The organism is Streptomyces sp. NPDC101227, from assembly GCF_044767545.1.
Classification (GTDB): domain Bacteria; phylum Actinomycetota; class Actinomycetes; order Streptomycetales; family Streptomycetaceae; genus Streptomyces.
Genome location: NZ_JBIWOD010000022.1, coordinates 23103 through 46046, shown reverse-complemented (window position 1 = coordinate 46046; position 22944 = coordinate 23103). Strand labels below are relative to the sequence as shown.

The following is a 22944-nucleotide window of genomic DNA, read 5'->3' as shown; positions in this document are numbered from 1 at the left end:
CTCCAACAGGTCGGGTCGACTGGGGTGTTCAGGGGCGGTGCAGGACCGCACAGCTCCAGGTGAATCCGCCGCCTCCGTTGAAGATGAGGACATGGTCTCCAGAGCTCAGCGGGCTGTCGGGCGCGGTGAGGACCGCGATGTTGGCGAGCAGGTCGCCCGCCCCGAGGTGTCCGGTGTGGGCGCCGTGGTCGGTCCGCGGGACGCCGGGGAGCAGGGTGTTCAGCAGCGGGGCGTAGAGGGCCTCCAGGGTGTGTTTGCCGACGCGGGGCAGCACGATCTGGCGCAGGGACGGATCGTTGGGCCGCAGACCGGCATGCGCGAGGGCGCCGGCGATCGCACGCGAGGCGCCCTCGCGTGCGGCCGCCGCGAAGGCGTCGGCGCCGTGCTCGGCGATGAAGGCCCGGCGGGTGTCGCGAGGGGTGGGTGCTGCCGGGCTGCCGGGCCGTCGCCCGGCGCGGTGCGCCGCCTCCAGGGCCGGTGCCGCCGCCGAGACGAGGGAGACCAGGTGCAGTGCGGGGTCGTCGCACCGGAGGGTGTCCAGGACGGCGGCACACCCGGCGTCGCCGTAGAGCAACACGTCACCCCGCCAGCGGTCGAAGCCCGGCGCCGGGAAGGTGTCGGCAGCGGTGACCAGGGCGGGGCCCGCGGTCGGGTCGGCGGACAGCCAGGCGGCGGCGGTGTGCAGAGCCGCCGCGGCGCCGTTGCTCATCTGGTGTACGCCCAGGGGCAGAGCGGTCTCGGCGCGGACCCGGGCGGCGATGTGGTGGGCCGGTGACCAGAACGGGTGGGCGGGCCGGTGCAGCCAGGTGTGGACGAGCAGGCCGAGGCGGGCGGGATCGGTGCTGGCGGTGCGCAGGGCCAGCTCGGCGGCGTGCGCGGCCAGGGATTCGGGGGTCTCGTCCGGGCCGGCCACCGGCAGCGTGAGGTAGCCGCTGCGCGCGGCGTCGGTGGTGGTGAGGAAGCCGGCCGCCACCGCGTCGGCCACGGTGTGCCGGCCGCCGGGCAGGTGGACGGTGGCGGCGCGGACGGCGAGGGGAGCGGGCAGCTTCACCGGGAATGACCGGCGGAGGCGGGAGGGCGGGCGGCCAGCGGGCCGAGGCATTCGGTCGGATCGATCAGCCGGGGGTCGGCGCTCTCGTCAGTGACCCAGCGGAGCATGCGGCGCAGCGGTTCCATGGCGTCTTGGGGCAGCTCGGGACGGTAGTGGGCGGCGTAGCCGAGTGCGACGATGCGCTGCACGCCGTACAGCGGGGCGATGTCGCGTACGGCGAGGCGGAGGCTGTCGGGATACACACCGAGGGTCTGGGTGGCGGAGGTGAGGTGGCTCACGGCGGTGCCTGCGTCGTCGGTGGGCACGACGTTCACGACGCGGCCGGAGAGCCGGTCGGCGAAGTCCACGGGCTCTCCGGTGAGGGAGACGATGACCGCGCCCTCGTCCTGGCGGCCGCCGTGGATCCGGTACCACTCCGGGAGGGTGCGCAGCGCTTGCAGGTGGGCGCGGAGTTCCGGGTCGAAGCGGCGGGCGGGGGTGCTGATGCCTTCGGGGAGCCGCTGGATCTCGCGGTGCAGCAGTTCCGCCCAGGCGGTGGCGCGGGCGATGCCGTCCCGGTCCGTGCCGGTAGCGGCGTGCACGATGCGGGAGTTCATGCAGCCGAGTTGGTTGAGGGCGGCGATGTCGGCGGCGGCGTGCCGGGCGGTCAGCGCCATCGCCTCGTCGGTGGCGAAACCTTCGGGGCCGATGAGCGAGACGCTGAGCTTGGGGTCGAGAGTGATCAGCTCCAGGCCGGGGCGCAGGTAGCGGGTGACGTGCCGGACGGAGGCGAAGCCGCCCCAGGCCACGATCTTCTCCAGGTGTGCGGGGTGGTAGAGGCGGTCTTCGAACGCGGTGTCGCCGCCCTTCCAGTGCAGCACGGTCAGGTGGGCGGTGAGGGGGTGGTCGGGGGCCATGGCCGCGGCGGTCCGGGCGATGGCGGGTGCGGTGAGCGGGTCGTTGGAAGGGGTCTTGATGATGGCGTCGCCGCGGGTGAGGGCGTTGCGAATCACCGTGAGGGCCGCGATGAGGGGGCTGTTGCCGGCGATGATGTGGACGGTGCGCGCGCCCAGGGCGCGGACCGAGGCGCTGCGGCCGTCGGGCTGCGCGACGGGCCGCCAGCCTTCGAGTGCGGCGGTGCCGACGGTGTGCTCGGCCACAGCGCGGACCGCATCGCGGGCGAACAGCTCGGGCAGGTGGGCGTAGGTGGTGCGCAGCAGCGGGGCGGTGAGGTCCGACCAGGCCGCGGACCGCTCGATCGCTTCGGCGATCAGCGGGTTGTGGTGGGGGTCCAGCAGTGGACCGAGTTCTGCGAGGTAGTCCTCGATCTCCTGGTACGTAAGGGAGTTGAGGGCGGCCATGGTGCCCGGATCGCGCAGCGGCAGGCGGGGCAGGAGCCGGTGCGGGTCGGGGGCGAGGAAGCCGCCGACGCCGTCGCGGGCGGCGAAGCGGAGGGGCGCGTCGGTGACGGTCTCGCCGCGCAGGACGGCGGCGGCGAGCGGCGGCTCGGGCGTGTCAGGCACGGGTCGCCTCCAGGTATGCCAGGGCCTCGCGATGGGCGTCCGGCGCGGCGGCGCAGGTGATCTTGTCGTCGCCGCCGTGGTCGGTGTCGTAGCGGTCGATGCGCTGAGCGAGGTGCGGGGTGGTCCGGCCGCATGGGCAGGGGAGGAAACTGGCGTTGACGCGGTCGCCGGAGGCGAAGCCGCCCCAGTGGACTTCTGCCATCAGATCGAAGAAGGCGGCGCGGCCGGTCCGGGTACCGGTACGCGGCAGCGGCCGTCCGGTGTCGGGGTCGAGGATGTAGAGCACGACCCAGGGGTCGATGTGGTAACGCCCTGCCGGGCACAGGTCGTTGAGCGCCATGACCTCCGACAGGGCGTAGATGTGGTGCAGCCGGGGGACGCCGAAGAACCGACGGACGGTGTCCTGCCAGTCGTCCGGCACGGCCTGGTTCTTGGCACCGCCGCCGGGCATGACGACGGAGTCGCCGGCGAAGACGTTCTCCAGCCCCTGTTCCAGCCCGGCCCGGGCGAGGGAGTACAGCAGGTTCCAGGTGTTCATGGCGACGATACGGCGGCCCGCGAGGCGCTCGGCGAGGTCGTGGGCGAACGCGGCCATGGCCTTGCCGGGACGCTGGGCCTCCAGCAGTTCGCGGTGGCGCCCGGACAGCTGCGGTGAGACCTCGACGGCCGGCTCCCCGCGCAGCTCGGCGTTGCGCAGCCGTCCCGCCAGGTACATCACGTCCGCGCTCATCAGGCCCGGGTGCAGCGGGTGGAAGCGGTCCTCGGTCCGGGCGAACCGCTCGGCCATCGCGCGCCCGCAGCGGGCGATACCGCTGCGCCCATAGCGGTAGGAGGGCCAGATGACGTCCACCGGGCCGTCGTCCGGGGGCAGCACGTCCAGGCCGACGATGCGGAACAGCTCGTCGAACTGCCGGTGGGTGTGGGGCAGGAAGGAGAGCGTGCCGGAGGTACCGGAGGAGTGCGCCAGGCGTAGCTCCGTGGCGGTGTCGATCAGGTCGAGCCAGGCGTCGACGCTGTCACAGCCGGAGGCGTCGATGCCGGACAGGTCGACGGTGGTCAGGCGCTGGAGCCACTGGGTCAGCCGGTCGAAGCGGTTCGATGCCAGCAGCGAAGCCGGGTAGGACTTGTAGACGGTGTGCGGCAGCAGGAGGGGGGCGATGTCCTCCAGCGCCGTGACGGTGTGCAGCCCGGCCTCCTCGGCCAGTACGTCCAGCGCCGGCAGGCGGCCGCGCAGCTGGACGAACCGGTCGCGCAGTGCCTGGAGTTGCAGGTGCTCCAGTTCGGCGGCCGGCGATCGGTGCATGGCCTCGCGGGAGGCGCCGAAGAAGGCGATCGGATCCCGGGGGAAGGCGAGGGCGGTCACTGGGTGCCTCCGATAGGTGCGGTCTGCGGCTCGGCCGCGGTGCTGAGCAGGTCGACGAGGTGGTCGGTGATGGCCGTGGTGGTGGGCCGGTTCCACAGCAGGGTGGCCGGCAGGGACACACCCATCCGGGTCTCCAGGGCGCGCCGGAGGCGGACCGTCAGCAGGGAGTCCAGGCCGAGTTCGGGCAGCGCTCGCCGGTCGGGCACGTCCTCGGGGCGGACGCCGAGGGTTTCGGCGGCCGCCTCGGTGACCTCGGCGAGGAGCGCGGTGTTCAGTTCGTTGCCGGAAAGGCCGGCCAGCCGGGCGGCTGCGGCGGGCGGGCCGGGCCGCTCGTCGCCTCCGCGGGGTGCGGGTGCGGCCAGGTCGCGCAGCAGCGGAGGCCGGGTGACGGTGGGGTCTTCCGGGAGCATCCGGAAGACCGCCAGGTCCGGGGCGCCGCCGGCCGCGGCCCGGTCCCAGGCCCGCAGGGCCTGCTCGGCGGTGATGTCGCCGGTGCCGCGGGCGGCGAGTTCGGCGTCGATGACCTCCGACGATGTGGACATACCGAGGCCGCGCCAGCTGGTCCAGGCCAGCGAGAGGGTGTGGTCGCCGGGCTCGGCCGCGCGTCGATGGCGCGCCAGGGCGTCGAGGTAGGCGTTGGCGGCGGCGTAGGCACCCTGCCCGGGGAGGCGGAACAGCTGGCCGGCTGAAGAGAACAGCACCAGGAAGTCCAGGCCGCCTGGCGGGTAGAGCTGGTGCAGGGCCGAGGCGCCCGCCGTCTTGGGGTGCAGCACGGTGCGCATGTCGTCGTCGGTGAGCGCGTCGAGCCTGCGGTTGACGACGGTGCCGGCCGCATGCACGACACCGCGCACCGGCGGCAGGCCGAGGCGGTCGGGGTCGAGCAGGCGGGCCAGCCGGGTGGGGTCGGCGACATCGGCGACCAGGGTGCGGACCGTGACTCCGGTTGCTTCCAGGGCGCGCACGGCGTCGATCCGGGCCCGGGTCGACGGGGCGACGGGGGCGTCCCACTTTGCACGCGGCGGAAGTCCGGTGCGGCCCAGCAGAATCAGGCGGCGGGCGCCCCGGGCGGCCAGGTGGGATGCGACCTCCAAGCCGAGCGCACCCAGGCCCCCGGTGACCAGGTAGGTGCCATCCGCCCGGCATACCAGGGCGCCGCCGGGCGCGGACACGGTGTACGGAGCCAGCCGCGCGGTCTCGATCAGGCCCTGGCGGATCGACAGGGTGTCCTCGGTGTGTTCCCGTCCCAGCAGCGCGGCCAGTGCGGCGATGTCCTGCCCGCTCGGCTCGGAGGGCAGGTCCACCAGCCCGCCCCACGCCTCGGGCCGCTCCTCCGCGGCGATCCGTGCCAGACCCCACAGGGCCGCCTGGGGTGGCGCGGCGGAGTTGCGGGCCTCGCGGACGCCGGTGGTCAGGGCCCACATCCGCCCGGCGGGAGTCGCGGCGCGGCGCAGGGCGCGCAGCATCAACAGCGCGCCCTGCTCGGCGCGCCGGCCCTGTGCGGTTCCGGTCGGCGCTGCGGGAGCCGCAAGCAGCACGGTGGCGTGCGGGTCCGCCGACAGTTGTTCCGGATCCCGCAAAGTGTGCAGCCGCTGGCCGAATCCGGCCGCCAGCGCACGGCGAAGCCGTGCATCGCCACCCACGAGGACCACCGGTCCGGCGTCCGCCTGCGGGGCGGCGGTGCCGACGGCGAACGGCTGCCAGACCGTCTCATGCAGCATCATCGTCGGTGCCGTGTCGGCGGCGTCCGGCTCCAGCTGCCCGAACCGCAGCCCGAGCAGCGACGCGCGGGCCGCCCCGTCCTCGGATTCGATGCAGACATCGACGGTGTTCTCGCCGGTAACGCGCGCCAGGAGGTGGGCTTGGGCAGGTGGCGCGCCCCGCACGGTGGCCTCGTCAATGGCGGTGGGCATCCGCAGCGTCGCCGGGCCGTCGAAGGCGACGGACGCCATGGAGGTCGCGGCGTCCAGCAGGCCGGCCCAGCTCCCACCCGTACCCTGGCCTTCGGGTGCGGCGGCTGCCAGCCCGTACAGCAGCCCGCGGCCCTGGCAGAGCCGGCGGAAGTGCCACGGGAAGCCCATCGCCGAGACGCCGAGGTCGGCGAGGCGGTGTTGGACGTGCTCGGGGTCGAGGACGTTCGGGCACTCCGCTGCGCCACGGCGGGCCGTTGCAGGGTCCGGTGCGGCAGGCGAGGTGGGGGTCACGGTGCGCGCCGTGGTGTGGATCAGCCAGTCGTCGCCGTCCGTCCTGGTGGCCAGGCGCACGCCGCCGTCCTGCTGGACGACTTGGACATCGCGGGCGACGTCCACGCTCACCGGAATGCGCAGCCGGACATCCCGCAGAGTGGCGCCCATGGTGAACGGCCGGTCGGTGTGTGGCTGCGCCACGTGCAGGAACGTGTGCAGCAGCACCGCAGCGGGCACGATTTCGGTTCCCCGAACGGGGTGCGTGAGCGGGTACGGGCGGTTCGCATGGTCCAGCCGGGTGAGCCACAGCCGCGAGGGCGGGCCGGTGCGGACGTCCACCGGGGTGCCGAGCAGGGTGTGCTGCCGTGGGTCGTGTCCGCCGGCGCGGGTGGTGGTCTCGGACGGTCCTTCGACCCAGTGGCGGGTGTGTCGCCAGGGGTTGAACGGCAGATCGACGAGCCTCCCGTCGGGGTGCAGCGCGCGCCAGTCCACCTGCGCGCCGTGCACGTGCAGTTGTCCCAGGTTGTCCAGGAGTGTGGCGCGCTCCGGCTTGTCACGGCGCAGGCTGTGCGCGACCCAGGTCCCTTCGGCGGCGGTCTCCGCCAGCGTCTCGGTGAGGGAGTGTGCCACCACGGGGTGGGCGGAAATCTCCAGGAACAGCCGGTGCCCGTCCTCGGCTGCGGCAGCCACGGCGGCGGCTAGTCGGACGGGGGCGCGCAGGTTGGTTGCCCAGTAGGTGCCGTCGCGCAAGGCGTCGGCGCGGGGGTCGTCCAGGGCCGTGCCGTACAGCGGGACATGCGGCCTGCCCGGGCGCAGGAATGCGGCGGCGGTGACGAGGTCGGGGCACAGCGGGTCCATGTCCGGCCCGTGGAAGGCCACGTCGGAGTCGATCCGCTGGATCGGCAGCCCCTCCTTCTTCCAGGCTTCGGAGAGGTGGTCGATGGCGCGCGCGGTGCCGGAGACCACACACGAGTGCGGGGAGGAGGCGATGGCGGCGACCGCGGTCGAGTGCCCCGGTGGTGTGCCGAGCCGCCGCTCCACTTCTTCGAACGGCAGCGACACCATCACCATCGCGCCGCGACCGACCACGCGCGACAGCAGCCGGGAACGACGGCACACCAGACGGGCCCCCTCACGGGCCGTGAGCGCACCGGCCGCCGCGGCGGCGGCGATCTCGCCGACGGAGTGGCCGATGACCGCCCCCGGCCGCAGGCCCTTGGCCCGCCACACGGCGGTGAGGCCAGTCTGCACGGCATAGAGCAGGGCCTGGATGCGGTCCGTTTCGCCGAGCGCACCCGTTCTCAGTGCTTCGATCGCCGAGAAGCCCATCTCCTTCCGGTAGACGTCATCGATCTCGGCCAACGCTCGCGCGAATTCCGGCTCCGCGGCCATCAGTTCACGGCCCATGCCCGGCCACTGGGAGCCATGGCCGGAGTAGACCCACACTGCGTCGCGGGAGTCCGGGAGAGCGGCGTGCGGTGCGCGGGCCTTCCCCTGGGAGGCGTTCCGCAGCGCGGCGACGAGGTCCGTGTGGCGGGCGGCCACCACCGCGGCGCGGCAGGGCAGATGCTGGCGGCGCAGGGCCAGGGTGTGGCCGATGTCGGCGAGCGACGGGACCGCCCCACCGCGGTGTACGGAAGATTCCAGGTGGTCGGCCAGGCGCCCGGCGGCGGCGCGCAGCGCCTCGGGCGATGCGGCGGACAGGGGGAAGACACGCTGCTCGCCTCCGTCGTCCGCGGGCAGGGGCGCGGTTTCGTCGTCCACGGGTGCCTCTTCCACCACGACATGCGCGATGGTCCCGCCGTAGCCATAACTCGCCACACCGGCCCGCCGCACTCCGCCGACGGCTCGCGGCCACGGTGTCGTGGAGGTGACGAGCCGGAGACCGCCGGTCTCCCAGTCCACGGCTGGAGTCGGGCCGTCGACGCTCCGAACCCCTGGCAGCGTCCCGCGGCGCAGCGATTCCACGGTCCTGACCAGCCCGGCGACCCCGGCCGCCGCCTCCAAGTGGCCGATGTTGGCCTTGACCGAGCCGATCAGACAGGGGCGCCGGCCGCTGCGGCCGGCTCCGACGACCTCTGCGAGCGCGCTCGCCTCCACCGGATCGCCGGCCCGGGTGCCGGTGCCGTGTGCCTCCACGTAGTCGACGTCGGCGGGGTCGACGGAGGCGGCGGCGTAGGCGCGGCGCATGACGTCGGCCTGGGCGCGGGCGTTGGGCGCCATGATGCCGTCGGTACGGCCGTCCTGGCACACCGCGCTGCCCCGGATCACGGCCAGGATCCGGTCGCCGTCGCGGCGCGCGTCGGCCAGGCGCTTGAGCACCACCAGCCCGCACCCCTCACCCCGGCCGTAGCCGTCGGCCGCGGCGTCGAACGGCTTCGAGCGCCCGTCCGGGGAGATCGCCCCGGCCGCGTCCAGCACCACCGTCAGGCCGGGCCCGGACATGACCAGTACGCCGCCGGCGAGCGCGAGCGGCACTTCTCCCAGGCGGAGCGCCTGGCAGGCCTGATGGACCGCCACCAATGAGGAGGAGCAGGCGGTGTCGACGCTGAGGCTGGCGCCGCGCAGGTCCAGGGCATAGGAGATGCGGTTGGCGACGGCGCAGGGCGAGGCGCCGATACCGGTCCACGCCTCGATGCGCGGCAGATCCTCCAGCAGCCGACGCCCGTAGTCGTCGGAGCCGACGCCGACGTAGACGCCGGTGTGGGTGCCTTCCAGGGTGCGGGGCGGAATGCCGGCGTGCTCCAGAGCCTCCCAGGCGACCTCCAGGGCGATGCGCTGCTGCGGGTCCAACTGCCGTGCCTCGTGCGCCGAGATCCCGAAGAACGCCGCGTCGAACCCGGCGATGTCCGCCATGAAGGAACCGCGCGAGGTGACGCCCCGCAGCACCGCCGCCTGCTCGGTCCCCTTCCGGGAATAAGACTCCCAACGCTCCGGCGGGACTTCTCGCGAAGCGTCGCCGCCGCATTCGCTGAACTCCCATAATTCGGCTGGCGAAGAGATCCCATCGGCCGCGCGGAATCCTATTCCGATGACGGCGACCGCATCATTTCGATATCCCGAAGATTCACTGTGACGACGCACGCGATTCCTTGCGAAGGGAAATACCAGGAACAGTGAGCGAAATGACCGTAGCGCCCCAGGGAGGGCCTATATAACCCCCCGCCACCCAGGAGAGTTAACTCTTGCGAGAATTCTATATATGACTACTTCCGGCGAGGGTTGAACAATTTCCTGGGTGGCTAGCATGCCGCCATGACGACGGAACTCGACGAGCGCCCCGTCGCGGCGTCCGGCGTGGTGGTGCAAGGACACGGCCCCGCCGTCGTGCTGGCGCACGGTGCCGCGGGCAGCGCCGCGGCGAACTTCGGCCCGATGGTCGACGGACTTGCCCGGCACTACACGGTCATCGCCCCGGACTACCCCGGGTCGGGCGCGGTCCCCCTGGGGCCCGCACCCCTTGAACTGGACGCGCTGGCGGACCGGTTGGCGGCTGCGGCCACCGCGGCGGGCCACGACCGGTTCGCCATCGTCGGCTACTCCCTCGGCGTCCCGGTCGCCGTGCGGACCGCCGCACGGCACCGCAACCGGGTCCGCTCGCTCGTTCTGACCGCCGGTTTCGCCGCGCCCGACCCCCCTCTGCGGCTCAGTCTCGATCTGTGGCGCCACCTCGCCGCGACGGGCGATTTCGATGCCCTGGCCAGACTCTTCCTGCTGCTGGGCTGCGATCCCCGGGAGCTGGCCGCCTTCACTCCTGCGGCAATCGAGGAAGCGGCCGCGGCGACGGCCGCCGCCGTCAACCCCGGTATCCTCGCCCAGGCCGACCTGGTCGCCCGCGCCGACGTCCGCGCGGATCTGCCTCGTCTCGACGTGCCGACCCTGGTGGTAGCCACCGACCACGACCGGCTCGTCCTCCCGGAGAACTCCGAGCAACTGGCCGCGGCCATCCCCGGCGCGGAGCTGACGTCACTGCCCTGCGGCCACCTCATCGGCGAACCTCACTTCGCCGCCTGGGAGTCCCTCATCCATGAATTCCTGGAACGCCCCGGCCCGGTCGATGTGGCGCGCCAGCTACGCCACTTCGACCACCACGCCCCCGAGTTCACCCCCGAACTCGCGCACTCCGTCCACGACGCACTGCGCGAGACCGGCCCCGTAGTTCCCTCATCCGCTCATGGCGGCCTGCGACTGCTGACCCGGTACGCCGATGTACAAGCGGCGATGAAGGACCACGCCCTGTTCAGCTCCGGATCCGGCGTGTTCTGCCCCCGGGCGCCCGGCACCCCGTACTTCGCGCCGCTGGAGTACGACCCGCCCCTGCACACCACGTACCGCGACCTGATGAAGCGTCCCTTCGCGCGCACCGCCGTGGACTCGCTGCGGTCCCGGCTCGACGCCCTGGTGGACTCGCTCATCGCCCCTCTCGTCCGGGCCGGCGGCGGTGACCTGGTCGAACAGGTCGCCGTGCCACTGCCCCTGGCCGCCCTGGGACTGGCGGTCGGGTTCTCCGACGACGCCCAGGGGCGCATCCGCGAGCTGACCCGCACCACCTGGGAGCGCATGCCCAAGGACGCCGACCCGGACGGCTTCTGGCCCGCGTTCTCGGAACTGTTCGACCAGGAGATCCGCCGCGCCCGCGAAGAACCCGGCGACGACTACCTCAGCGCACTGGTCCACGCCGAGTTCGACGGGCGGCCGGTCACGGACCCCGAGCTGCACGCCATGCTGGTGTCCTTCGCCGTCGCCGGACACGAAACCACCATGAACGCCCTCGCCCACCTGATGTGGCACCTCGCCCGCGACCCGGACCTGGACCGACGGCTGCGCGCCGCACCCGAGTTGATCCCCGCCGCGGTGGAGGAGACCCTGCGGCTGTGGCCGCCGGTCGACCACGGCTCTCGCCTGACCACTCGCGAAACCACTGTCGGGGGAACGACGATCCCGGCAGGCACTCGGGTTCTGCTCCTGACCGGCGCCGCCAACCACGACCCGGCGGTCTTCGACGACCCCTGCACCTTTCGGCTGGACCGGGCGCGCCCTCAACGACACCTCTCCTTCGGCCACGGCATCCACTTCTGCCTCGGCGCCCATCTAGCACGCGCCGAACTCACCTCCGTGCTCACCGCGTTGCTGCGCCATCCTCCGATCCGCCAGTCCGGACCGGCCGTCCGCAGGTACGCAAACGGGAGGCACGTGGGGTTCGACCGGCTGCCGGTCACGATGGCCCCGGCTGTGCCCTGAGGAGCCGCCGAGAGCGATGACTGGCCCGCACCGCCCCGATGCGCCCCGATGGCCGGCGCGCCGCCCGGTCCTCGCTCGGTACGCCACCCCTCATTGCGCCGGAGCAGCTCCGTGAAGGGACACCGGCATCGAGGTGACAACGGCAGCCGATGTGTTCGCGCTCGGCGCGGTCGTCGCCTTCGCCGACATGGGACACAGCGCGTTCGAGGGCGGGCCCGGCGAGGGAGGGGTGTCCACGAACGAGCGCCCGCGGCTGCGGTGATCCGGAACGCTCCTTGCACCGGTCGGCAGGCGTTGTCAGACCCCTGAGGCAGGCTGGTGACCATGCGGACACTCTTCAACGGCGAACTCAGCGTGGCCTACGGCCAGATGTACATCGATGGCCGCACCGACCCCGACGAAGGACCGGAGGCCGGTCTCCACGCGTGCTTCGTGGGACAGCGGGCGGGGCTCTGCGGAGCGGCCGTCCCCGGGCATCTGTTCCTGCTGACCGGCATGCACACCGGCTCCGTCCCCTTGACCGTCGAACTGCACGAAACGGAGCCGTCCTTGGACCTCGACGGCTGGGAGGACATCGTGGAGACCTCGTTCCGTGCTGCCTCGGATGACACCCAGCTGGTCGAATGGGGCGGCGGAGGGTCGAGCCTCGGCCTGCCCCCGGGCACATATCGCGTCCGCTACCACTGCCGCGGCATGAACGAGGCCCACGACGCCGTGCGGAGCGACGACGAGCCCGTGCTGGACGAGTATCTGCTCAGGTTCTGGCCGGCGCCTCCGGAGCGCGACCGTATCGTGAAGGAGACCAGCAGCTCCGCCGCCTATTGGCACCGGTTCGCGAGCGAGCTGCCCCCGCCGCCCACCCCCGAGGAGCTGGCCGAGGCCAGGCGCCTCACCCGCGAGAAGGAGGAGCAAGAAGCGCGGGAGCTGAGGGAGCGCGTCGAGAGGAAGGAATGGGGCGGACGTCTGCCCAGCGACCGGTTGCGGAACATCGCGGGCAATGTGGCCGGGATGGTGGAGCTGGACGCCGCACTCGTGCACGCGATCGACGAGGCCGGGCCGGGCGTCCAGCGTGCGATGGCCAGATGGGCCGCACACCGCTCCTGCGACGTCGCCGAGCTCAGCGGCGTGGACTGGATAGCCCGTGGCCTGGCGGAGCTGGACCGGGGCCTGCCCTTCTCCCCTCCGCTGGACGACACGGAGCGGACATGGGATCTCCTCTTCTCCGACCCGCAGGTCCCGGACACCGCCGTCACGCTGCCCGACGGCACCCCCAACGCTTCCCAGCAGGCCATGGCACTCCCCGCCTTGACCGACGCGGCGGCCTCCGACCCGCTTCAGGCCGCGCTCGACGCCCTCTACGCCGCCGCCGCTGCCCATGGGACGGGCTGGCGTGACCTCTTCGTCGAGGCCCGTAGCGCATTTCCGGAGACCGCCCACGCCCCGCTACCGCCCGAGGGCCGCCCGCGGCGCCACGCAGCGGCAACGGTCGTGGCCCACCTGGAATGGCGGCCGGACGAGGAGCCGCGGCAAGAGAGCTGAAGCGGACGCCCGGGGCGTCAGGGAGCTGACCAGCGGCCGGTTCCTCGGGATCACCGACGCCGGCGCGCCGTTGGGTCGTATGGGGGGTGGGGGGCGGATGGAGGATCTGGCCGCCCCTCCCCCGGACGGTTCAGTCGTCATCGACGGGGCGGAGGATGCCGGGGAGTTCGTCCATCCAAGCGAGCACCGCTCTCTCGTAGTGGAGGCCGAACCGCAGCGTACTGCGCTGATACTTGTCGAACATGGGGTCGGCGTCGAACTCCTGGTACCGGCGCAGCCGCTCCGCATGAGCCGACCGGTGTTCGGCGACGTACTCCAGCAGCCGGTCGTCGTCCAGGAACCGGCCGAAGGACAGCGCCAGCAGCAGCGGAAAGCGGATGTTCTCCGGGCCCGGGGGCACAGCGAGCCACTCGGCGAAGGCCGCGCGTCCGGAATCGGTGAGACGGTACGGGCGGGCCGATCTCGCCCGGGTGGGCTGGGCCTCCACCATGCCGTGCGCCGCGAGTTTGGCCAGCTCCCGGTATGCCTGACTTCGCGTCACGGTCCAGAAGTCGCCGATGAACATCCGTGCCGCGTCCCAGAGCTGGTAGCCGGTCGCCTCGCCGCCGTGAAGGAGGCCCAGCAGCGCGGCGGCCGTCGGATTCACGTCAACCATTAACACCTCTCGACCTTCCACAGTGGACGTTCCACTATGGACGATTGTAGGCCTAAGGCCCTACCGTGCGTTCTTCGCGGGCAGCCGGCTTTACATCCAACGGACTACGTGGAATTCCTCGGTGGCGGCGGACGGGTGTGGCTCTTCCGAGAGACCTCCTACTTGGATGGTTTCCGAGCCCCCGGCGCCTCGGCCGCTCGGTGCGCGCCTACACCGCGACCGTTTTTACCATGCATTCCAGCCAACGAGGGCTGGGGAGATGGTGCAGTGGCTCAGCCTTGGGCCCCGGCGCGGACGAGCCCCGTATCGCAGGCGAGGACGACGGCATCGGCTCCTGGACGGTTGCATCCGGACCGCCGGGGCGTCCAGGTGATGGTTGATGAGCTGACCGAGGACGAGAGGCGATCCACTGCTCGGCGGCAACTTCCAGTGGGCCGATCCCCCTGAGCCCGGGCCTACCCGGACGTGATCGTGATCGTTGCATACGCCCCCTTGGGCCCCGGCGGTCTGATCCACGGCCGCGTCGGCACCGTAGGCAATCTCCCGTGGTTCAGGGCGAATTGGGGCAGCGAGACATCGAAGGTCGCCGCTATCGCATCCAGGGCGCGGCTCTCGCCCGGGAGGTCGGTGGTGGGCCCGGCAGGGTCCGGGAACAGGCAGTCGAGGGAGAGCGTGGTGGGGAGTGCGCCGGTCTGGTGGCGCTCCGTTTCGTGGACCGTGAAGGCGTACCGCTGCTCGCCGTCCTCGGCGCAGGCAAAGTGGAACAGGCCCGGCCCCCGCCAGACCGTGAGGGCGCGGGTGCCGCGCGACAGCTCGGTGCCGGGGTGGGTCAGGCGGGCCGGGTCGAAGCCCAGCTGGCGGGCCGACTCGAAGGCGAAGCTCCAGCCGTCCTGACTGCCGATCCGGGCCACGGGGCCACGGCGCCCCTGCTGCCGGGAGAACTGGAGGTCCCAGAGGTCGGTCTCACTCGCCACCGGCTCCAGCGGGCCCGTGCCGAACCGCTCCGCCAGCTCTTCGGGGCCTACGCCCTCCACCAGGACGAACCGGTAAGCGTCCCGGCGCAGTTCGCTTCTCGGGTGCCAGTGGGCCAGCCACCCGAGCCCGTCACAGACCGCCTCCCGTTCGGCGGCCGAAGCGGGCATCGCCGCCACCTGACCGGCCCGGGGCGTGGTCAGCAGCTGGCGGCCCCGCTCCGCTGTCACGATCGGGCCGAGCAGCGGGTCCCCGAGCAGGCCGAACGGGGCCACGTGGTCCTCCCGGTACGGCTCCCACTGCGGGACCGCCGCCGCGAGTACCCGCCAGGCGCCGTCCGTGTCGCCCCAGCGCGCCAGCTCCCTGGCCTCCTTGACCGCGCGCCCGAAGGGGCCCGGCGAGGTGTACTCGTAGGTGCGCAGTCTGATCTGCTCCAGGACGGCCCTGGCCCGCTCCCTGTCCGTCGCGTAGTCCTCCGTCACAGGGCCGAGCACGAAGGCGTCGTCGCTCCGGCGTTGGCTCAGGTGGTCGCGTACCTTCAGGGGCAGCACCTCGCCCGCGTACAGCGGATCATCCATGCGTGGGTCGACCGGCACCCGGCCGCGCCCGCCGTCGAGCAGCACCCGAAGCTGTGACGCCAGCAGGCCCGCGCGCGGTCTGCCGAGCTCCCCCGCCGCACCGAAGACGGCGAGCGCCTGGTCCAACTCGCCGCTCAGGCAGGCCAGTCGCGCCTCCTCCACCTTGGCGTCGAGCTCATGCGTCACCGCGTTCTCAAAGCCGGAGCGACCGCCGCCCAGGCGGTAGAACTCCTTGTACATGTCCTCCATGAACGCGCGGAACGAGGCGTACCGGTCCGGCCGTTCACCGCCCCACCCGTGATACACATACACCGCCCACTCGCCGTCGGCGCCCACATCGCCCGGGTCGAGCAGCACGTCCGTCATGTCCGAGTCGAGCGACAGCTGCAGCGCGCGACCCCACATGCCGGCCAGGAGCACCTCCTGCTCGGTCGCGGCACCGGCCAGATGCTCCTCGTACATCGGCTGCAGATCGTACGGATCTCCGTACGGCCCGATGTCCTCCGCCCCCGCCAGCAGATAGACGAAGCCACCTGCATGTCGCCAACCGTCCGTCGTCTCAAGGAAGGAGCGCAAGGACGGCGGCAGCGGCACCCCTGTCCCAAGCGCCCGAAGCCGCTCCTCCAGAGCCGCGATCCGTGCCGGATCGGCCGGAGCGAATCCCAGCCAGCGGTCCCGCACCATGTCCTCGTCCAGCTCCTGGAACTCCCCCGGCTCCGCCGCGGCAAGCGCCTCCAGCCATTCCTCGCTCCACCGCTTGAGCAGCGGCCCCCACCCGAAGATCTCCATACGTGCCATCGTGGCACCCGCCACTGACAAAGGGTCGCGGTCGCCCTGGTGAGCTCGTGGCCTCCGAAGCTCCTTCGCAGCTGGTGCCACCAACACGCTCGGCTTCGGCCTGTCGCGCAGAGTCTCACCTGCTGGGGCTGGGATTCGCGCTCGATCCGCCCCTCGCGCGGGGCTGATGGTCCGGCCGTCCGGTGTCGTGAGCGGCAGTAGTGGGTGGTGCCACAGGTGATGAGAGCGTCGGGCGTGACGAGTGGGGCGGTCGAATATTCCGTGACGTGCCGTCGGTGGAGGTGCAGACTCGCTCCATGGCGGACATGCGGGCATTCCGGGACGCGGTCAGTGGCTGGGCGAACGGCGGTTCCGGCGGGGCGGCGAGTGATCTGGCGGTGCGACTGGGGGTGCGGACGGCGGTGCTGTTGGAAGGCCCGAGTGACCTCGCGGCCGTTGAGGCGCTGGCCGCACGGCGTGGCCGGGACCTTGCCGCCGAGGGGGTGTGCGTCGTGTCGATGGGCGGGGCGATGAGCGTCGGCCGCTACGCCGGCCTCCTCGGGCCGCCCGGCCTGGGCCTGCGCCTGGCAGGACTGTGCGACGAGCGCGAGCAGCGCTTCTACGACCGTGGCCTGAAGCGGGCACGGGCGCCGCACCAGGGCTTCTTCGTATGCGTGACGGACCTGGAGGACGAACTCATCCGCGCGCTGGGCACAGCAAGGGTCGAGGAGATCGTCCGGGCCGAAGGCGACCTCCGCGCCTTGCAGACCTTCCTGCGCCAGCCCGCACACCACGGTCGGCCCCGGCAGCAGCAGTTGCGGCGCTTCCTCGGCACAAAGAAGGGCCGCAAGATCCGCTACGGCAGCCTCCTCGTCGAGGCCCTGACCCCCGAACAGGTACCGGCCCCGCTCGACGCACTCCTCACGAGCCTGTGAGCGGGACGCGAAAGCGGTCACAAGCGCTCCGGGCGCCCTCGCCATGCAGCCGCAGGCGAAGGGGACGGCTCCCGCCTTGGCGGCGCCACCGAATTCGCATTTACTGCGTTCCCGGCGTGAGCCGCTTTTCGAACCAGTGGTGGGCGTAGGGCTCATCGTTGAAGGCGGGGACCTCGGTGTACCCGCTGTTGCGGTAGAGACGAGTGGCCGCTTCCAAGGCCTTGTTGGTGTCGAGCCGCATCAGGTCGCTGCCGTGCCGGACGGCGCGTTCCTCGAGTTCGGACAGGAGGCGCCGGGCCAGGCCGAGCCCTCGGGTGCGGGGGCAGACCCACAGCCGCTTGATCTCGGCGGGTGCTCCGGCCGGCAGCTTGAGCCCAGCGCAGCCCACCGGCTCGCCGTGCAGCCGGGCGATGAGGAACAGACCGCGTGGCGCGCGCAACTCGCCCGGGTCGGGCAGCAGGCTGTTCGCGGGGTCGAAGCCGCCGTCGAAGAGCTCCTGCAGTTCGGCGGCGTAGGACCGCAGGCAGTGCGCGGCGTCCGGGTGGTCGGGGTCGAGCACTTCCAAGGAGACCACCGAGGCGGTCAGCAGTCGCTCGACCTCTGCCATGGCCGAGGTCAGCCGGTCCCGCTGCCGGGCATCGAGCGGCTCGAGGAGCGACGCGGCGAGTGCGTCGCTGCGGTCGTCGAGAAGAGCGCGCTCCGCCCGCCCGGCCTCGGTCAGCCGCACGGTACGTACCCGCCGGTCGCGGGGGTGGGGCTCGACGGCGACGAGGCCGTCGCGCTCAAGCGCCCGCAGCAGCCGGCTCACGTAGCCGGAGTCGAGGCCGAGCCGGGCTCGTACGCTGCGGACGTCGTGCGTGCCCCCGTCGCCGATCTCCCAGAGCAGCCGGGCCTGTCCGTAGGGGCGTGCACCGCCCAGATAGTGGTCGTGGAGCACTCCCACACACTCGGTGACCGTCCGGTTGAAGCGCCGCACCTGCTCTACCTGCCCCGTCGCCATTCTCTGACCTTAGTCAGGTAATGGCGACGAAGCCAAGCGGTCGGCACGAGGTTGGCCCGCCCCGCAGACCGTCTCGTCCATGGCACCTCAGCCGGCACCGCCTCGAACCATTGAAGGAGCGCACGCGCCGCGACGGCATTGCGGGGCGCTATCGCGGCTGGTGGCACGTCGCCGGTCAGGGTCCGGTGTCCCCGGGGTGGGAGCAGAGTCCGCCGCGGTAGTTGCTGTCGTACCAGGCTCCCGTGGCGTCGTAGTCGAGGTTGGTACGGCCCGGCCCGACGCAGCGGTGGCAGTTACCCCGTGCCCAGCGCGTGACCTGGATCCAGGAGCGCCGTACGACACCCGGCCGACACCGCTCGGAGCCTGACGCGGGGGCCCTGTGCGGCGCGAGTGCGCGGGAAAGAATGGTGCGGCCTCTGCTCCTGATGGTCCATCACGAACCCCCCGATTGGCGGATGATGGGCTTCTGACCTTTCTCCATCACCGGGGGGCATCATGGAGGCGGCAGAGCTTTCGGCCAGAGCGGTGGAGGTCCTCACCGCGGTGGCGACGGGTGCGGCAACTCGCTTCGGGGAAGGTGCCGGGACCGCTGTCGGCGACCTGGTGCGGACCCGGCTCGGCGGGACGGAGCGGGGCCGCGCGGCGCTCGACCAGGTCGACGCGGACGGCGACAGCGCTTCCGCGCGGTCGGAGGCCGAGGCCGCACTGCGCGAGGAGATCGCGGCGGACCCGGAGCTGCGGCGGCAGCTGGCCGTCCATCTGTCCGCTCCCTCGACACGCGTCGCCGGCAGCATGGTGATCAGCGGCAGCCGGATGTCGCGCAACACCATCTCGCTGGGTCCGCTGACGGTCAACAACAGCCCCGGAAACCGGGTCCCCCTGGTCCTGGCGGCCGTTCTGCTGCTGGCCGTGCTCGCGTTGGGCCTGTACGGGGGCGTACAGATCATCACGTCGGGTGACGACCCGCAGGACGCCGCACCGCAGCGCAGCAGCACCAGGGCACTCACCGCGGCGGAAACCCTGAAGACCGTGCCCACCGTGGACAGCATGCCGCCCGGCTGGAGATCCTCCAACGGCCCCGGGGTGTCCAAGGCCGAACGCGCCGGCGGGTGCCACAGCGGACGCGCCGATTACCAGAACCCGGCCACACACATCCGTGCCGAGTTCGTCGTCTACGCGTGCCCGGTACCCGGCCAGGCCTCGGCCGGGTACCGGGAACTCGTCCGCGAGCAGTACGCCTACACCAAGACGACCAGGGTCCCTCTGCCCCGCATGGGCGATGAGAGCACGGCGCTCACGTACTACAAGTCCGAGGAGGACACCACGATGGCGAATGCGATCGTCCGCGTGGGAAGCGTCGTCTTTTGGCTCCGGTACGGCGAGGTGGACGATCAGCCGCAGTACGAAGCGCAGCTTCAGCAGCTCACGCGAGGAGCGGTCGGCCAGATCCAGCGCGTACTGGCCACGGGAGATGCGGGCGACAGCTGAGCCGGAGACATGAGGTGCTTCACCAGTCCTCGTCTTCTTCGTCGAGCCAGTGCTGACGGCGCGGGGCGGGACGGGGCGGGCCGGGGAACGATGCCGCCCTCCCCGGAACGGTCACGTCGTTCCGGGGAGGGCGGTCGATCGGTGTGCGAGGCCGTTGCGTCGGCTAGCGGACGACGTGGACGGTCACGGGCGCGGAGGTGCGGTCCTTCTTCGCGTGCTGGTGGTGCGCGTCGGTCGAGTACAGCACGGAACGGAACTGCAGGTCACCCGTGTGCATGGCCTTGACGTTCGCGCGCGCATCGCCGTCGAAGCTCCGCTTGACGGCGTGCCAGTGGCCCCAGTGGCCGGGTTTGCCGGACCGCTCCTGTACGACGAGCGTGGTGTACCGCGCGGCGTCGTCGTCACCCTGGCCGTGCACCTTCACCACCTTGCCGACATGCACGGTGTGAGGGGTGGCCTGTATCGAGATGTCGCTCTTCGCGAACGCCGGGGATGCCGCCAGTGCCGCAGAGGCCACACCCAGCACGCCGACCACCGCGAGCCGCTTCAGACCAAGCTTCATGCTCGGGTCTCCTTGGATCTCTTCGATTCCCTGCACCAACCAGGATTCACAGCTGCCCAATTGGCGCGCTTTCATCGAAGAAGAGCGGTTTGCGTGCCAAGAAGTTCGCTCCCGATTGTCACTACCGCGTAACTGCCGCCGGATGGCTACTCGATCGCTTCGTCGAACATCGCCGCCAGGGGGCCCCCGTTTCCGCCCACCGGCAACTCGGCCCAGATGATTTTGCCGTCCGGTGTGTAGCGGGTTCCCCAGCGTTCGGCGAGGTGCGCGACGAGGTAGAGGCCCCGGCCGCCCTCATCGGTGGTGGCGGCGTAGCGCAGGTGTGGGGAGGTGCTGCTGGTGTCGAACACCTCGCAGGTCAGCACGCGGTCGCGCAGCAGGCGGACGGTGACCGGCGGGGTGCCGTAGCGGATGGCGTTGGTGAGCAGCTCGCTGAGGATGAGCTCGGTGGTGAAGGCGGCCTCTTCGAGATCCCACCGGGTCAGCTGTGCGACGACGGCTTCGCGGACGGGAGCCACGGCTGCCGGTTCCTGGGGCACGTCCCATTCGGCGACGTGGGCGGCCGGGAGCCGGTTGGCGCGGGTGACGAGCAGGACGATGTCGTCCTCGGGTTCGGGGAACAGCAGCGCTTCGCACACGTCGGTACAGGTCCGCTCCGGGTCGGGGGCGGAGCGGGCGAGGGACGCCTGCAGGAGGTCGAGGCCGTCGTCGATGCTGCGGGCGCGGCCGTGGATGAGGCCGTCGGTGTAGAGGACGAGCCGGCTGCCTTCGGGCACGAGGTGCTCGCTGCTCTCGAACGGCAGTTGGGCCAGGCCCAGCGGCGGGCCGGCGGGGACCGGCGGGAAGGTGACGGTGCCGTCGGCGGACACGATCGCGGGTGGCGGGTGCCCGGCCCGTGCCATGACGCACCGGCCGGAGACGGAGTCGTAGATCGCGTACAGCACCGTGGCACCGGAGACCTTGATCCCCTGGCTGTCGGCGGACTCGTCCTGGTCGATCCGGGCAACGAGTTCATCGAGGTGGCTGAGGAGTTCATCGGGCGGCAGGTCGAGGCCGGCGAAGTTGTGGACGGCGGTGCGCAGCCGGCCCATGGTGGCCGCGGCGTGCAGCCCGTGGCCCACCACGTCGCCGACCACCAGGGCGACGCGGGCGCCGGGCAGGGGGATGACGTCGAACCAGTCTCCGCCCACGCCGGCCTGGGCCGGCAGATAGCGGAATGCGACGTCGAGGGCGTCCTGCTGGGGCAGTTCGCGCGGCAGCAGGCTGCGCTGGAGCGTCACGGCCATGGCGTGCTCGCGCGCGTAGCGGCGGGCATTGTCGATGCAGACCGCGGCCCGGGCGACCAGCTCCTCCGCCGCGGACAGGTCGTCCACGTCGAACGGCGCGCGGCCCTCGGCGCGCCAGAACTGGGCCGTCCCCAGCCCCGCGCCGCCCCCGCGGATGGGGACGGCGATCAGGGAACGGATTCCGTTGTCCAGAAGGGCCTGTGCGAGCTGCGGCTGAGCGGACCGCCATGCGCTGTCGGCGGCCAGATCGGGCACGAGCAGGGCCCGCCCGCCGCCCGGTGGCCGGCCCTCCCCCTCGCCGGGCGGTACGGCGGGCGCCTCACCGGGCGGTACGGCGGTCGAGTCATCCGACTGGACCGCGATCGGCCCCTCGGGCGGGCGAGGAGTCCCGGGCGCCCAGGTGGCGGCCGCCCGGCACAAGGCGGTACCGGTCGGCCGGCCGGGCTCGTCGCCGCGCAGGACCGACTCCAGGAGGTCGACCGTCGCGGCGTCGGCGAGCCGCGGAACCGCCACCCGCGTCAACTCCTCCGCGGTGCGCCGGACATCCAGCGTGGTGCCGATCAGCAACCCGGCGTCGTAGAGCAGCTGCAGCCGCTCCCGGGCCACCTCCGCCCGGCCGGTGAGCGCGCGCAGCTCCGTGGTGTCGCGCAGGGTGGCCACGCTCCCGCCGTGGCGGCCGGCCGGGCGGCAGCTGACGGCCAGGAGACGGTCGTGCGCACGGTGCACCTCGTCGGTGACGGGGCGACAGGACGTCAGCATCTCCGCGAAGTCCGCGTCCAGACCCAGGTCGCTCAGATCGCGCTGTTCGGCGTCCGCGGGCAGCTCCAGCAGCCGCCGCGCCTCGTCATTGGCCAGCATCAGCCGCTGGTCGGGCCCGCTGATGAGCACTCCTTCACGGACGGCGTGCAGCACCGCGTCGTGGTGCTCGTACATGCGCGTCATCTCGGCCGGTCCCATACCGTGCGTCTGGAGCCGCAGCCGCCGGCTCACCAGTGCCGCACCGCCCACGGCCAGGGCGAGCGCCGCGGCACCCGCCGCGGCGAGGAGCGGCAGGCCCCGGTTGACCGCTTCGGAGACGGTGGTGATCTCGACGCCCGCCGTGACCACGCCGACCACTTTCCCGCGGGCGTCGGTGACCGGCACCACCGCCCGGATCGCCTCGGTGGGCGCGCCGACGAACTTCTCCGAGAACGACTCGCCGGTCAGCGCGCGCGCCCAGTCGCCGGAGGCGCGCCGGCCGATCAGCCAGGGGAGGGGATCGGTGTAGCGAATGCCGGAACGGCTCAGTACGGCGATGAAATCAACCCCCGAGGCGCGCCGGGTCTCCTCGGCCCGCGGCTGCAGCACGGCCGTGGGGTCGGGGGACCGCAGCGCCGCCGCGACACCCGGCTGATGGGCGAACGCCTCGGCCACTCCCAGCGACAGGGCGCCGGCCTCGGCTTCGCTGGCGTGCCGTGCCTGCACCACCTGTGCCACGCCCGCGGTACCGATCAGCAGGACGACGATCGCCGACTGCAGCCAGAACACCTGGCCGGCGACGCTGCTCAGCGCGCGCCGGCCGGCGCGCCGCGGGGCGCCCTCAGAGGGTGAGTTCGCGCCCTGGGAAGACGCCGTACGGTCCACCTCGCGACGGGTGCCGGCCTCCCGGAGGGCACGCATGGGTCGGACCACGGCCCGGACCAGGGCAGCCCGCATGTCTCGCAGCGGTGCCGAGATCTGACGCCTTTTCCGCCACATATCACCACTTTTAACACGCCTCGCCTTCCGAGGGGGCCCACGGCGCTGCGGGACGCGCACACCGGCGGCGGCGCG

At 72.2% G+C, this 22944-nt stretch carries 15 protein-coding genes; 5 read left to right on the top strand and 10 right to left on the bottom strand.

What is annotated here, in order from left to right; translation table 11 throughout:
* Positions 1 to 28 precede the first annotated feature (28 nt).
* Genes ACIRPT_RS35225 through ACIRPT_RS35210 form a run of 4 tightly spaced genes read right to left on the bottom strand, consistent with a single transcriptional unit; the run spans position 29 to position 9183 of the window.
* Positions 29 to 1051, bottom strand: a complete 1023-nt coding sequence (locus tag ACIRPT_RS35225; RefSeq protein WP_403834846.1) for a 3-oxoacyl-ACP synthase — start codon at positions 1049 to 1051, stop codon at positions 29 to 31.
* A complete protein-coding gene (locus ACIRPT_RS35220) occupies positions 1048 to 2553 on the bottom strand; it encodes an acyl-CoA reductase (protein ID WP_403834843.1) in 1506 nt (501 codons plus the stop codon). The genes ACIRPT_RS35225 and ACIRPT_RS35220 overlap by 4 nt, the downstream gene beginning before the upstream one ends.
* Positions 2546 to 3916: a hypothetical protein gene (locus tag ACIRPT_RS35215; protein ID WP_403834841.1), complete on the bottom strand. Its 1371-nt coding sequence runs from the start codon at positions 3914 to 3916 to the stop codon at positions 2546 to 2548. Before ACIRPT_RS35215 ends, ACIRPT_RS35220 begins: the two co-directional genes overlap by 8 nt.
* Positions 3913 to 9183 carry a type I polyketide synthase gene (locus tag ACIRPT_RS35210; protein WP_403834839.1) on the bottom strand — a complete coding sequence of 1757 codons (5271 nt, stop codon included), beginning with the start codon at positions 9181 to 9183 and terminating at the stop codon, positions 3913 to 3915. Before ACIRPT_RS35210 ends, ACIRPT_RS35215 begins: the two co-directional genes overlap by 4 nt.
* A 171-nt stretch (positions 9184 to 9354) precedes the next feature.
* Between ACIRPT_RS35210 and ACIRPT_RS35205 the strand changes: the two genes are divergently transcribed.
* The 3 genes from ACIRPT_RS35205 to ACIRPT_RS35195 all read left to right on the top strand — a co-directional run bounded on the left by ACIRPT_RS35205 (position 9355) and on the right by ACIRPT_RS35195 (position 12879).
* Complete coding sequence (locus tag ACIRPT_RS35205; protein ID WP_403834834.1) at positions 9355 to 11340, top strand: cytochrome P450; 1986 nt, start codon at positions 9355 to 9357, stop codon at positions 11338 to 11340.
* Positions 11341 to 11473: 133 nt separating this feature from the next.
* The gene (locus tag ACIRPT_RS35200) at positions 11474 to 11602 is read left to right on the top strand and encodes a hypothetical protein (protein WP_403834832.1); all 129 of its coding nucleotides are present in this window, start codon (positions 11474 to 11476) and stop codon (positions 11600 to 11602) included.
* Between the two features lie 62 nt (positions 11603 to 11664).
* Positions 11665 to 12879 (top strand): hypothetical protein, encoded by a 1215-nt coding sequence (locus ACIRPT_RS35195; protein ID WP_403834829.1) that lies wholly within the window; start codon positions 11665 to 11667, stop codon positions 12877 to 12879.
* 130 nt (positions 12880 to 13009) lie between these two features.
* On the opposite strand, the gene ACIRPT_RS35190 is transcribed toward ACIRPT_RS35195, so the two are convergent.
* Positions 13010 to 13534 carry a PadR family transcriptional regulator gene (locus ACIRPT_RS35190; RefSeq protein WP_403834826.1) on the bottom strand — a complete coding sequence of 175 codons (525 nt, stop codon included), beginning with the start codon at positions 13532 to 13534 and terminating at the stop codon, positions 13010 to 13012.
* Positions 13535 to 13989: 455 nt separating this feature from the next.
* Positions 13990 to 15873 carry an SMI1/KNR4 family protein gene (locus tag ACIRPT_RS35185; protein WP_403834823.1) on the bottom strand — a complete coding sequence of 628 codons (1884 nt, stop codon included), beginning with the start codon at positions 15871 to 15873 and terminating at the stop codon, positions 13990 to 13992.
* Between the two features lie 305 nt (positions 15874 to 16178).
* Between ACIRPT_RS35185 and ACIRPT_RS35180 the strand changes: the two genes are divergently transcribed.
* Entirely contained in the window at positions 16179 to 16796 is a 618-nt protein-coding gene (locus ACIRPT_RS35180) for a TOPRIM nucleotidyl transferase/hydrolase domain-containing protein (protein WP_403834820.1), read from the top strand.
* A 100-nt stretch (positions 16797 to 16896) separates the two neighbouring features.
* On the opposite strand, the gene ACIRPT_RS35175 is transcribed toward ACIRPT_RS35180, so the two are convergent.
* Positions 16897 to 17796 (bottom strand): GNAT family N-acetyltransferase, encoded by a 900-nt coding sequence (locus ACIRPT_RS35175; protein ID WP_403834817.1) that lies wholly within the window; start codon positions 17794 to 17796, stop codon positions 16897 to 16899.
* Positions 17797 to 17971: 175 nt separating this feature from the next.
* Entirely contained in the window at positions 17972 to 18118 is a 147-nt protein-coding gene (locus ACIRPT_RS35170; RefSeq protein WP_403835031.1) for a hypothetical protein, read from the bottom strand.
* Between the two features lie 173 nt (positions 18119 to 18291).
* On the opposite strand from ACIRPT_RS35170, the gene ACIRPT_RS35165 reads away from it, so the two are divergent.
* A complete protein-coding gene (locus tag ACIRPT_RS35165) occupies positions 18292 to 19284 on the top strand; it encodes a hypothetical protein (protein WP_403834814.1) in 993 nt (330 codons plus the stop codon).
* A gap of 163 nt (positions 19285 to 19447) precedes the next feature.
* Here the strand turns inward: ACIRPT_RS35165 and ACIRPT_RS35160 are convergent, their stop codons facing one another.
* Both ACIRPT_RS35160 and ACIRPT_RS35155 read right to left on the bottom strand, forming a co-directional pair.
* On the bottom strand, positions 19448 to 19846 hold the full coding sequence (locus ACIRPT_RS35160; protein WP_403834811.1) for a hypothetical protein: 399 nt from the start codon (positions 19844 to 19846) through the stop codon (positions 19448 to 19450).
* Positions 19847 to 19992: 146 nt separating this feature from the next.
* Positions 19993 to 22791 carry a SpoIIE family protein phosphatase gene (locus ACIRPT_RS35155; RefSeq protein ID WP_403834808.1) on the bottom strand — a complete coding sequence of 933 codons (2799 nt, stop codon included), beginning with the start codon at positions 22789 to 22791 and terminating at the stop codon, positions 19993 to 19995.
* Positions 22792 to 22944 lie beyond the last annotated feature (153 nt).